Origin of the sequence: Streptomyces sp. NBC_00443, assembly GCF_036014175.1 — a bacterium.
In the GTDB taxonomy this organism is placed as follows: domain Bacteria; phylum Actinomycetota; class Actinomycetes; order Streptomycetales; family Streptomycetaceae; genus Streptomyces.
Genome location: NZ_CP107917.1, coordinates 4,408,290 through 4,420,150, shown reverse-complemented (window position 1 = coordinate 4,420,150; position 11,861 = coordinate 4,408,290). Strand labels below are relative to the sequence as shown.

General features: G+C 71.5%; 8 protein-coding genes. 2 read left to right on the top strand and 6 right to left on the bottom strand.

Features of this window, described 5'->3' with window-relative positions:
• Positions 1-44 precede the first annotated feature (44 nt).
• Complete coding sequence (gene metG, locus OHO27_RS19780) at positions 45-1,760, bottom strand: methionine--tRNA ligase (RefSeq protein ID WP_328425742.1); 1,716 nt, start codon at positions 1,758-1,760, stop codon at positions 45-47.
• A gap of 135 nt (positions 1,761-1,895) precedes the next feature.
• Entirely contained in the window at positions 1,896-3,584 is a 1,689-nt protein-coding gene (locus OHO27_RS19775) for a VWA domain-containing protein (RefSeq protein ID WP_328425740.1), read from the bottom strand.
• Between the two features lie 287 nt (positions 3,585-3,871).
• Between OHO27_RS19775 and OHO27_RS19770 the strand changes: the two genes are divergently transcribed.
• Positions 3,872-5,947 (top strand): PhoX family protein, encoded by a 2,076-nt coding sequence (locus OHO27_RS19770; RefSeq protein WP_328425738.1) that lies wholly within the window; start codon positions 3,872-3,874, stop codon positions 5,945-5,947.
• 17 nt (positions 5,948-5,964) lie between these two features.
• Here OHO27_RS19770 and OHO27_RS19765 read toward each other — a convergent pair whose 3' ends face one another.
• The gene (locus tag OHO27_RS19765; RefSeq protein WP_328425736.1) at positions 5,965-6,909 is read right to left on the bottom strand and encodes a LysR family transcriptional regulator; all 945 of its coding nucleotides are present in this window, start codon (positions 6,907-6,909) and stop codon (positions 5,965-5,967) included.
• Between the two features lie 172 nt (positions 6,910-7,081).
• Between OHO27_RS19765 and snpA the strand changes: the two genes are divergently transcribed.
• Positions 7,082-7,750: a snapalysin gene (gene snpA / locus OHO27_RS19760; protein ID WP_328425734.1), complete on the top strand. Its 669-nt coding sequence runs from the start codon at positions 7,082-7,084 to the stop codon at positions 7,748-7,750.
• Between the two features lie 200 nt (positions 7,751-7,950).
• Here the strand turns inward: snpA and OHO27_RS19755 are convergent, their stop codons facing one another.
• The 3 genes from OHO27_RS19755 to OHO27_RS19745 all read right to left on the bottom strand — a co-directional run bounded on the left by OHO27_RS19755 (position 7,951) and on the right by OHO27_RS19745 (position 11,837).
• Positions 7,951-9,909 (bottom strand): FUSC family protein, encoded by a 1,959-nt coding sequence (locus tag OHO27_RS19755; RefSeq protein ID WP_328425732.1) that lies wholly within the window; start codon positions 9,907-9,909, stop codon positions 7,951-7,953.
• Between the two features lie 41 nt (positions 9,910-9,950).
• Positions 9,951-10,964, bottom strand: coding sequence for an endonuclease/exonuclease/phosphatase family protein (locus OHO27_RS19750; protein ID WP_328425730.1), 1,014 nt, complete (start codon positions 10,962-10,964; stop codon positions 9,951-9,953).
• A gap of 93 nt (positions 10,965-11,057) precedes the next feature.
• Positions 11,058-11,837 (bottom strand): alpha/beta fold hydrolase, encoded by a 780-nt coding sequence (locus OHO27_RS19745; RefSeq protein WP_328425728.1) that lies wholly within the window; start codon positions 11,835-11,837, stop codon positions 11,058-11,060.
• Between the last annotated feature and the right edge of the window lie 24 nt (positions 11,838-11,861).

Sequence of the window (11,861 nt, the reverse complement as noted above, 5' to 3'; positions counted from 1 at the left end):
CGCGACGCCCCTCACGTCATTTAGGACGTCATCTAGGACGTCATTCAGGCGCCTTCGCCGCCGAAGCGGTCCTTGTACGCCGCCAGGTCCTCGTCCGTGAGCTTGGCGAAGAGGACCGGGGGGACGGTGAAGGGGGTGCCGGCGGGGACGGCCGCGAGGGACCTGGCCTCCTCGGCGCTCACCCAGGTCGCCGTGTCGTCCTTCAGGGCGAAGGCCTGGCGCATGGCGGCCGCCGACGACGGGATGAACGGCTCCGAGACCACCGCGTACAGGTGGATCAGGTTCATCGCGGTACGGAGGGTGAGGGCGGCGCCGTCCTTGTCGGTCTTGATCTCCAGCCAGGGGGCCTTCTCCTCCAGGTAGGAGTTGCCCGCGGACCACAGGGCGCGCAGGGCGGCGGCCGCCTTGCGGAACTGGAGGGTCTCCATGTGCTGCTCGTACTCGGCGAGGAGCTCGGCGATCTGCTCGCCCAGCTTCGCCTCCGCCTCGCCCGCCTCGGCGCCCGCCGGGACCTCCTCGCCGAAGCGCTTCTTGGAGAAGGACAGGACGCGGTTGACGAAGTTGCCGAGGGTGTCGGCCAGGTCCTTGTTGACCGTGGCCGTGAAGTGCTCCCAGGTGAAGGACGAGTCGTCCGACTCGGGAGCGTTGGCGATCAGGAAGTAGCGCCAGTAGTCGGCGGGGAGGATCTCCAGGGCCTGGTCGGTGAAGACGCCGCGCTTCTGCGAGGTGGAGAACTTTCCGCCGTAGTACGTCAGCCAGTTGAAGGCCTTGACGAAGTCGACCTTCTTCCAGGGCTCGCGGATGCCGAGCTCGGTGGCCGGGAACATCACCGTGTGGAACGGGACGTTGTCCTTCGCCATGAACTCCGTGTAGCGGACGTCGGTGTCGACGTCGTACCACCACGACTTCCAGTCACGCGTCGACGGGTCGAGGTCCGACCACTCCTTCGTCGCGCCGATGTACTCGATCGGGGCGTCGAACCAGACGTAGAAGACCTTGCCCTCGGCCGCCAGCTCCGGCCAGGTGTCGGCCGGGACCGGGACGCCCCAGTCCAGGTCACGGGTGATCGCACGGTCGTGCAGGCCCTCGGTCAGCCACTTGTGGGCGATGGAGGACGCCAGGTGCGGCCAGACGCCGTCGTGGCGGGCGACCCACTCCATGACCTCGCTCTGCAGCTTGGACTGGAGGAGGAAGAGGTGCTTGGTCTCGCGGACCTCAAGGTCCGTGGAGCCGGAGATCGCCGAGCGCGGGTCGATCAGGTCGGTGGGGTCGAGTACGCGGGTGCAGTTCTCGCACTGGTCGCCGCGGGCCTTGTCGTAGCCGCAGTGGGGGCAGGTGCCCTCGACGTAGCGGTCCGGGAGGAAGCGGCCGTCGGTGGGGCTGTACACCTGGCGGATCGCCCGCTCCTCGATGAAGCCGTTCTCGTGCAGCTTGCGGGCGAAGTGCTGGGTGATCTCGACGTTCTGCGGGGAGGAACTCCGGCCGAAGTAGTCGAAGGCCAGCGCGAAGCCGTCGTAGACCGCCTTCTGGGCGTCGTGCGCCTGGGCGCAGAAGTCCGCCACGGGGAGGCCCTGCTCCTTGGCGGCCAGCTCGGCCGGGGTGCCGTGCTCGTCCGTCGCGCAGATGTAGAGGACGTCGTGGCCGCGCTGGCGGAGGTACCGGGAGTACACGTCCGCCGGGAGCATGGACCCCACCATGTTGCCCAGGTGCTTGATTCCGTTGATGTACGGAAGGGCGCTGGTGATGAGGTGTCGAGCCATCGGGGGCTGCTCCCAGGTCGGTCTTCTTGTTGCTTTGCGAACCTTGAAATCGTAGCCGACATGGCTGGGCCGCCCGCTTCCCATTTCGAGGGGTGGGAAGGGGGCGGCCAGGGGGTTCGGGGTGATCTTCGGTGGCTACGGGCGCCAGCCGGCGAGGATGCCCTCGTAGATCTCCGCGTCCGTGAGCTCCTTCGGGTCCTCGCCGGCGAGGAAGTAGGACGTGTTGTCCAGCTTCATCTTGCGGAGATAGTCGAAGGCCTTGTTCTCCGGGTCGCCGAACGCGACGAAGGAGAAGAACACGGTGGGGTGGGTCTTCGCTGCCTCGGTGAGGGCGTGGGTGGCCGGGGTCTTGGCGTCGGGGGCGCCGTCGGTCTGGAAGACGACCAGGGCGGGGGTGCCGGGGGCGGTCTTGGTGTGGTGGGCGATGACTTCCTCGACCGCGACGTGGTAGCTGGTGCGGCCCATGCGGCCGAGGCTCGCGTGCAGCTCGTCGATCTTGTTCTCGTGGTCGGTGAGGGTGAGTTCGCCGGTGCCGTCGAGTTCGGTGGAGAAGAAGACGACGTGGACCTTGGGGTCGGTGGCCTCGGGGTCGAGGTGGGCGGCGAGGGCGAGGGTCTGCTCGGCGAGCGCCTGGGCGGAGCCGTCCTTGTAGTACGGGCGCATGCTCGCGGAGCGGTCCAGCACGAGGTAGAGCTTCGCTGTGGTGCCGGTGAGGTTGGTTTTGGTGAGGGTGGCTGCGGCGGTGGTGTGGGCGGTGCGGAGGGTTGTGGGTACGGGGGTCCCGGCTTCGCCTTCGGGCTCTGTGGCGGTTTCGTCGTCGGCCGTGGGGGCCTTGGGTGCGGCCTCGGCTTCGCCTTCGGCCTCGTTGTTCCCACCCGCACCACCCGTACCGGGTTCGTCGTCGGCTGCGAGTGGCCCCTGTGGGGCTTCCCCGCCGTCGGCGGCCGCGGCTGCGACAGGCTCTTCGGCGGCCGGGGTGACCTCGGAGACCGGCTCCGGCTCGGCCTCGGCGGCCACGGGCTCGGAAGCGGTCTCGGCGGCCTTCGCCTCGGGCTCCTCCACCACCGGCTCGGACGCCGCCTCCGGCTCCTCGGTCACCTCCGCAGGTACAGGCTCTTCGGCGGCCGGGGTTTCCGCGACCGGCTTCTCGGCCTCGGCCGGCTCGGCGGCGGGCTCTGCCGTGGCGGGCGTTTCCGCGACCGGCTCCTCCGTGGCCGTCGGCTCGGCCGTGACCGGCTCCTCGGTGACCGGCGTCTCCGTGACCGGCTCCTCCGTGGCCGTCGGCTCGGCCGTGACCGGCTGCTCCGTTGCCGTCGGCTCGGCCGTGACCGGCTCCTCCGTGGCCGTCGGCTCGGCCGTGACCGGCTGCTCCGTTGCCGTCGGCTCGGCCGTGACCGGCTCCTCCGTGGCCGTCGGCTCGGCCGTGACCGGCTCCTCGGTGACCGGCGTCTCCGTGACCGGCTCGGCCGTGGCCGTCGGCTCGGCCGTGACCGGCTCCTCCGTGGCCGTCGGCTTCGCCGGGACCGGCTGCTCCGTGGCCGTCGGCTTCGCCGTCTCGTCGGTTGCTTGCTCCTCCGACGGGCCCGCCGGGTTCGGCACCGAGATGTTGTCGAAAGCGGCCGAGACCAGCTCGTGCTCGTCGTCCGTCTCGTCGGGCGTCTGCGGCTCCGACGTGCGCGGTTCCGGGACCTGGGCCGTGGCCGGCCGGGAGGGGGACGGGACCGTCGGCTGCGGTTCCGGCGAAGGAGTCGCACCCTCTGCTTCGGTGGTCCGCTCCTTGCGTGACCGTCCGAATGCGTTTCGCAGGAGAGTGAGAATGCCCATGTCCGCAACCCTTCGCGTGAGTTGATGCCCGTTGATCCCTGGCCAGGACGGACACGTAAGGTTAGCGGCCCCAGATGGCGATCTTGGGGAGGGGCGGACACAGAAGGATTCCGTCCGTCGAGGTACGTCAAGGGCTGCATCGCGTCGATTCCGCGGCGCGGGCCCAACTCCCGTACGGATACCTCTGATTCACCTCCAGTTCATGCAGTCGCCCCGCTCCCGCACAAACGTGCCCCTACCGTCCCCCACGCTGCACTCAAGGGGAAGCAAGGGGAGTACAAAAAACCATGCGTATTCAGCTGCCGATCATCAGAACGAACAGTGACTCGCATCCCGGCGGCCGGGCCGCCCTGACCTGCCGGTTCCGGTGTGGTGACGCCTGTTTCCACGAGGTACCCAACACCACCACGAACCCGTACGTCGGTGACGTGATCGCCGAGGCCGTCAGCCGCCGTACGACGCTGCGCGCCGCCGCCGTCGTCACCGCGGCCGCCGCCGTGGGCGCCTCCGCCACCGTCGCCGCGCCGAAGGCCGAGGCCGCCGAGGCCGCCGCCGCGACCGAGCGGACCGGTACCTTCGGCCGCGGTGCCCGCGGTCTGCGGTTCAACCCCGTCGCGCCGAACACCGCCGACACCGTGACCATTCCGGACGGATACGGGCAGAACATCGTCATCCGCTGGGGCGAGCCCATCCTGCGCGGTGCGCCCGCCTTCGACCCGGCGAAGCAGACCGCGAAGGCCCAGGCCGGTCAGTTCGGGTACAACTGCGACTTCCTCGCGCTGCTGCCGGTCCCCGGCGAGCGCGGCCGCCAGATCCTCGTCGCCAACCATGAGTACACCGACGAGATCCTGATGTTCCGCGGCTACGACGCCGCCAACCCGACCAAGGAGCAGGTCGAGATCGCCTGGGCCGCGCACGGTCTGTCCGCGGTCGTCGTCGAGGCGGAGCACCGTACCGGCAAGCTCACCCCGGTATCCCGCCACCCGCTCAACCGGCGCGTCACCGCCACCACCGAGTTCCGGATCACCGGCCCCGCCGCCGGCTCCGACCTGCTGAAGACCTCCGCCGACCCGACCGGCCGCAAGGCCCTCGGCACCCTCAACAACTGCGCCGGCGGCGTCACCCCCTGGGGCACCACGCTGCACGGCGAGGAGAACTTCAACCAGTACTTCGGCAACGCCACCCGCGCCACGGACAAGCGCTACGGCATCGGCACCGGTACCACCGAGCGCAAGTGGGAGCGTTTCGACAAGCGCTTCGACGTCGCGCAGGAGCCGAACGAGGTGCACCGCTTCGGGTACGTCGTCGAGCTCGACCCGTACGACCCCGACTCCAAGCCGCGCAAGCACACCGCGCTCGGCCGCTTCAAGCACGAGGGCGCGACCGTGCGCCTGACCGACGACGGCCGTCCGGTCGTCTACTCCGGTGACGACGAGCGCTTCGACTACTTCTACAAGTTCGTCGGCAGCAAGCGGATGAAGAAGGGCAGCTCGCGCGCTGTGCGGGAGCACAACCTCTCGCTGCTCGACGAGGGCACGCTCTACGTCGCCAAGCTCACCGGCGACTCCCCGGCCATCGAGATCGACGGCACGGGCAAGCTCCCGGCCGACGGCGAGTTCGACGGCAGCGGTGAGTGGATTCCGCTGGCCACCGCGACCGCCCGGGGTGCTGTCTCGCACGTCGAGGGGATGAGCGCGGAAGAGGTCTTCGTCTTCACGCGCCTCGCCGGTGACAAGGTCGGCGCCACGAAGATGGACCGGCCCGAGGACATCGAGCCCAACCCGCACACCGGCAAGGTGTACGTCGCCCTCACCAACAACACCAACCGCGGCATCGGCACGAACGCCAAGCCCGACGAGGCCAACCCGCGCAACGCCAACAAGCACGGGCACATCCTGGAGCTGACCGAGCGCTGGAACCGGGCCGAGAGCACCAGGTTCGCCTGGTCGCTGTTCCTCGTCGCAGGTGACCCGGAGGACCCGGCCACCTACTTCGCCGGGTACCCGAAGGACGGTGTCTCCCCGATCTCCTGCCCGGACAACGTCGCCTTCGACTCGTACGGCAACCTGTGGATCTCCACCGACGGCGCGCAGCTCGGCTCGCACGACGGCCTCTTCGGTGTCGCCACCCGGGGTGACCGGCGCGGTGAGCTCAAGCAGTTCCTGACGGTGCCGAAGGGCGCGGAGACCTGCGGTCCGCTCATCCAGGACCGCCGCGTGCTCGTCGCCGTGCAGCACCCGGGCGAGATCGACGGCGCCACGGCCGAGAAGCCGCTGAGCGCCTGGCCCGACGGTGCCGGCAAGATCAACCGCCCGGCGGTCGTGGCGGTCTGGCGCAAGGACGGCTGCGACATCGGCGTCTGACCCCCACGGACGCCGGATTACGGGAGGGCTGGGACCGGCGGCTGCCGCTCACCGTCGTGTTCCAGCCACTCCCGGTACGCCGGCGCCTGCCGCGCCGCCTCCCAGTACGCCTCCTCCAGCGCGGGATAGACCCCGTCGAGGTCCGTCTCCGTACGGGCCGCGAGGAGGAGCCGTACGCCGAGCGGGTCGCCGTGCAGGCGCCGTACCGCCATCGTGGGGCTGTCGGCGTGGGTGGGCTGGCAGACGGCGACGACCTCGCCGGTGGCCACCAGGGCGTCGGCCGTGTAGTAGTCGCCGTGCAGGACATGGGGGTTGACGCCGGCCGCGCGGAACATCCGCTGCACGGCGTCCCACTCGCCGTCGACCGTCGGGTCGACCATCCAGCGGTCGTCGGCCAGGTCACGCAGGGCGACCTCGGACTTCGCCACGGCCGGGTGGTCGGTCGGCAACGACACGAACTGCGGCTCGCGCTCCATCAACACGCGTAGCCGTAGCTCCGGCGGGATACGCAGCGGGCAGCCCTCCACCTCGTGCACGAAGGCGACGTCCAGCTGGCCGTCGGCGACCATGCGCAGCAGGGCGTTGGGGGAGACGTTCATGTGGAGGGTGGGGTCCTGGCCGTGGCCGCGCAGCCGGCGCAGCCAGCCCGCCAGGGCCTTGCTCGCGGTCGAGCCGACCCGCAGTTCCGGACCGCCCACCGCGGCCGCCCGCGCCTCGGCCACCAGGGCACGCATATCGGCCACCAGCGGACGGGCCCGGCTCAGGACCAGCCGGCCCAGCGGCGTGGGCCGGCAGCCGGTTCGCGCGCGCAGGAACAGCGCGCCGCCCAGTTCCTGCTCGATCCGTCGCAGTTGCGTGCTCAACGATGGCTGGGCGACGCCCAACTGGCGGGCGGCCCGGTGCAGACTGCCGGTGTCGGCTATGGCGCACAGCGCGCGGAGGTGTCTCACCTCGAGCTCCATGCCCTCGGAGACTAAAGCGGAACCGCTGGTTTCACCAGCCGCACAAATCCCCCCTGATGTACGCCAATTGGGGCCCCGATAGGGCCGTGCTATCACCGATTGCCATCATCACAGCGGCCACACAGGCGCCGACACTCGCCTTGACGACTCACCCCCCACCTAGGAGTCATCGATGCGTATGTCCACATCCACGTCCGCCCGTACGGCCGCGGCAGTCGGTCTCAGCCTCGCGGCACTCGGCCTGGGCACGGCAGCCCCGGCCACGGCGGCATCCGCCCACACCCCGGCCACCGCCGGCTACGTCGCCAAGTCCGCGGAGTCCGACGCCAGTCGGGCCTTCTTCGAGGCGGTCCTGAAGTCCGTCGCCGAGAAGCGCGCCGCGAACCCCAGCGCCGCGGCCGTCACCGTCGTCTACGACGCCTCCGGGGCGCCCACGTTCAGCGCGCAGATATCCCGCAGCACCCAGATATGGAACAGCTCGGTGTCCAACGTCCAGCTCCAGCAGGGCTCGAACGCCGACTTCACCTACCGCGAGGGCAACGACCCGCGCGGCTCGTACGCCTCGACCGACGGTCACGGCAGCGGGTACATCTTCCTCGACTACGCGCAGAACCAGGAGTACGACTCGACTCGCGTCACCGCGCACGAGACCGGGCACGTGCTGGGTCTGCCGGACCACTACGAGGGCCCGTGCAGTGAGCTGATGTCGGGCGGCGGTCCCGGTCCGTCCTGCACGAACCCCAACCCGGACGCCAACGAGCGCTCCCGCGTGGAGCAGCTGTGGGCCAACGGGTTCGCTGCCGCGATGGACAAGGCGCTGCACAAGGCCGCTGCCCGCTAGTCGGGCCAGGATCCACCCCCCACACACGGCGCGGTCGCCCTCCTGCACGGGGTGGCCGCGCCGCTTTGGGCTGGGTGCTGTGCGCCCAATAGCTCGGGTGGCTTGTCCTTGCGGGCGGCTGCGGGTGCGTTGTGGCTGGTCGCGCCCACGCGGCGGAGCCGCAGATCGACACAGCCCCGCGCCCCTGGGTCGGCCGCCGCTCAGGAACCTCCATGCGGTGAGGCGATTGCGCGTGCCGCCGCCACCTCCTGGCGCAGTGGCTCCAGGACGCTGCCCTCCGGGCCGGTCAGGTCCGTGCGGACCTCGTACAGGGTTTCCGCCCGGCGCAGGCCCTCCGCCAGTTCTCTCAGCTGGCGGGCCACCTGGGTCGCCTCGGTGGTGGACGGTGGAGTCGCGCCGTGGGCCACGCGTACCCTCGCCGCTGTTGTCGCGTCGACGATGCGTTCCACTGCGACGACCAGGGGCCACCAGGCGGCTGCCCGGCGGCCGGTGGGCGGGGGTTCGGTCAGGGCGCGCTGGAATTCGGTGCGGATGGCGGAGAGGGTGCGGTAGAGGCCGCGGCGCATCCGGGCGCGGGCCGGTGGGTCCACGGGGTCCGGGCCGAACGCGCCCTCCACGTAGCGTGCCGTGTCCTGCACCGCGTCCGCGAGGCGGGCGCCGACCCGCGTGTGCCAGCTCTCCGGCCACAGCAGGTAGCCGGCGATCAGGGCGATCGCGCACCCCATGAGGGAGTCGCCCAGGCGGGGCAGCAGCAGGGCGGTGCCCTGGCGGTTCAGGACGTCCGACAGGAGCAGGATCACCGGGGTGATGGCGGCCGTCTGGAAGCCGTACCCGCGCGGGGTGAGCGCCGGGATCAGCGGTGCGAGCAGGAACAGCACCGGTACGTCCCACCAGCCGCGCGGCACTTCCGCGAGCACCGCCGCCGCGATGACCAGCCCGGCGACCGTGCCGAGGGCGCGCAGCAGCGCGCGCGAGAAGACGGAGCCGAAGTCGGGCTTGAGGACGAAGGTGATGGTCAGCGCGACCCAGTAGGAGCGGGGGACCGGGATGAGGGACACCAGCGCCTGGGCGATCCCGATGCACAGGGCGAGGCGCAGGCCGTAGCGCCAGGAGGCGGCGGAGAGCGTGACGCCCCGCAGTGCGCGGGCGGCGCGGATGCTCAGGGCGGCCGGGCGGCCCAGGCGGTCGTCGATGCCGCGGGGGTCGACGTCCGGGTTGGCGACGACGTCGGCGGCGTGCCGCAGGGCGTGGTCGACGGCGCGGCCGGTCTCGGTCGTCGGCGCGGGCAGTTCGAGCCCGATCGGTCCGGTGTAGCCGGTCTCCACGGCGGAGGCGAGGTGCCGTACCGCCGCCGGGACCTCGGGCGGGAGGGGGCTGCCGCTGAGGCGGGCGGCGGGCGCGGCTTCCACGACCGGGGTGATGGCGTTCAACTGGGCCAGCAAGCGGGTGAGTTCGGGGCTGCGGCCGTGATGGCGGGCGCGGTGGGCGAGGATGATGTCGTAGGACTGGTTCAGGGACTGGGTGACGGCGTGCCGGCCGGCGTCGTACGCCAGGGTGCCGCCGTCGCTGCCGCCGACCTCCAGCAGCTCGGCGACCGCGCGGTAGGTGTCCGCCACCGCGGCCCGCTCCGGAACCCCCGACCGCAGCGGCCAGGCGAGCAGCGCCAGAGCCAGGACGAGCAGCCCGCCGCCGGCCATCAGCAGCGGTGCCATCCACCACTCGCCCGGCAGCGGCAGCCCCGCGCCGATCACCGACGTCAGCAGCAGCAACAGCCCCGACACGGAGGCGACCGCGCCGATCGTCGAGATCATCCCGGACAGCAGCGCGACGCCGGTGACGGCGGCGACGGCGACCCAGCCGTGGCCGAACACCAGGGCCCCGAGGGTGATGCCCACGGCGCCGAAGAGCTGCGGGATCGCGATGGTGGGGATGCGCAGGCGGTACGCGGAGGCGGTGTCGCTGATCACGCCGTTGAGGGCGCCCATCGAGGCGAGGGCGCCGTATCCGGGGCGGTCGACGGCGAGCCCGATGGCCAGGGGCAGGGACAGCGCGATCGCCGCCCGGACCACGGCGGGCCAGTTGACGGGGGCCGGGTGGGCCCGGAGGTTGCGCACGAGCCAGTCGGGCGGGGTGAGGCCGATGGGGAGCTCGCGGGACATGGGGCCCATTATGGGCACGCTTGTTCAGCTCGTCGTCGACCTCATCGCCGCTGGTGAAGGGTGACGTCGACGAGCAGGGCACGGTGGTCGGTGTCCGGCAGGTCGAGGAAGCGGGCGGTGCGGGCGGAGAAGTCGGCCGAGAGGAGCACGTGGTCGATCTGCACCCCGAACGCCGGCGCGGTACGGGCCGGCCAGCTGGGTGTGCGGTCCTCGCCGGTGAGCCGGGTGGCGTCGCGCAGACCGGCGTCGAGGATGCGGCGGAAGGCGGCGTGGTCCTGGGAGGCGTTCAAGTCCCCGGCCAGGATGACGGGGGTCCTGCCGTCGCCGCCGATGCTCTCGGCGGCGAAGTCCCGCAGGTCGCCTAGCTCCCGGCGCCACAGGTCGACGTGCCCGGGCAGCGGCGGCATGGGGTGCGCGAGCTGGAGCCGTACGGCATGTCCGCGCACGTCGGCGACGGCGCCGGGCATGGCCATGGTGCCGTCGACTCCGTCGGCGGGGTCGAGCGGGAAGCGGCTGAGGACGACCGAGCCCGCCGATCCGGCCTCGACCTGCGCCGCCCGGTGCGGATAGTCGGCGCCGAGGGCTTCCCTGAGCCCGGCGTCGCAGGTGTACTCGCACTCCTGGACGAACACGATGTCCGGCCGCTCACGGCGGACGGCGGCGGCCAGGGCGTCGGTGGCCTGCCCGAACTCTACGTTCGACGTCAGCACCCGGAAGGAGACGAGCGGGGGCCCGCCCGGCCGGCCGGTCTTCCCGTACGGCTCGATGTACCAGGCCAGCAGTCCGAGGAGCGCGACGGCCCATACGACGCCGGACCACCGGCGCGAGAAGAGCGCCAGCAGCAGCCCGAGGCCGGTGGGCACGAGCAGCCACGGCAGGAAGCCGAGGAGCTGAGGGACGGGGGTGATGCCGTCGATGTCGGCGACCCGGCAGCCGACGACCACGCTGACGCCCAGAAGCAGCAGGGCGGCCGTCCATCTGCCGAGCCTGTGCCCGGCCCGTCGTCCTGGCTCGCCGTCCCGGGAAGCCGTCCACTCGGCAGCTGCAGTCTCCAAGTCCCGGCCTTCCGCTCGCGGGTGGGATGCCCGAATCCTCCCTCAAAGACGGGGGTCATGGGAGGAAGGTTGCGCGGCGGCCACGTGCACGGATCACCCGTCCACCCGCGCCAAGAGCTCCCCCAGCGCCTCGTCGAACTCCGCCGGCCGCTCCAGGTTCGGCATGTGAGCCGCGCCCTCGATCACCCGCAGGGCAGAGTCCGGGAGGGCCGCGTGCATGGCCTCCGCGTCGGAGACGGGGGTGTAGGTGTCGTCCGCGCCCACGACGACCAGGGCGGGGACCGTGACGCGGGTGAGCAGGTCACGGTAGTCGGGGCGTTCGGCGCGACCGCGCAGGGCCGCCGCGGCGCCCTCGGGCGGGGCCGCCGTCATCATGCGGTGGACGTGGGCCTTGACCCCGGCGTCGGCGTACGGCGCGACCATCTTCTCCAGCACCTCGTCGGCGTATCCGCGCATGCCCTCGCGCAGCAGCCGGTCCGCCATGGCGTTGCGCGCCCTGTTGCCTTCCGCCGTCTCCGCCGCCGGGAACGTGTCGGCGAGGACCAGGCCCCGGATGCGGTGGGGGAAGCGGGCGTAGCACTCCATGACGATCTGGCCGCCCATCGACAGGCCCGCCAGCACGAAGGTCTCCACCCTCAGGTCGTCCAGCAGCGCCTCGATGTCGTCGGCGAAGGCGGAGAGCGGGGTGACTCCGGGGACGACCGGTGAGGCGCCGTAGCCGCGCAGGTCGGGGGCGACGACCCGGCGGGTGGCGGAGAACGTCTCGATCTGCGGGGCCCACATCGTGCGGTCGAAGGGGTGGCCGTGGACGAGGACGAGGGGGGCCGATGCGGTATCGGCTCCTTTGTCCTCGTATGCGAGGAAGGGGCTCATGTGGACGACACTAGATCGGCCCAA

Bases quoted from the DNA above. Each gene is read 5' to 3' on its own strand.
- OHO27_RS19770 (WP_328425738.1), top strand. From the start codon at position 3,872: ATGCGTATTCAGCTGCCGATCATCAGAACGAACAGTGACTCGCATCCC.
- OHO27_RS19745 (WP_328425728.1), bottom strand. From the start codon at position 11,837: ATGAGCCCCTTCCTCGCATACGAGGACAAAGGAGCCGATACCGCATCG.
- OHO27_RS19765 (WP_328425736.1), bottom strand. From the start codon at position 6,909: ATGGAGCTCGAGGTGAGACACCTCCGCGCGCTGTGCGCCATAGCCGAC.
- snpA (WP_328425734.1), top strand. From the start codon at position 7,082: ATGCGTATGTCCACATCCACGTCCGCCCGTACGGCCGCGGCAGTCGGT.
- OHO27_RS19755 (WP_328425732.1), bottom strand. From the start codon at position 9,909: ATGTCCCGCGAGCTCCCCATCGGCCTCACCCCGCCCGACTGGCTCGTG.
- OHO27_RS19775 (WP_328425740.1), bottom strand. From the start codon at position 3,584: ATGGGCATTCTCACTCTCCTGCGAAACGCATTCGGACGGTCACGCAAG.
- metG (WP_328425742.1), bottom strand. From the start codon at position 1,760: ATGGCTCGACACCTCATCACCAGCGCCCTTCCGTACATCAACGGAATC.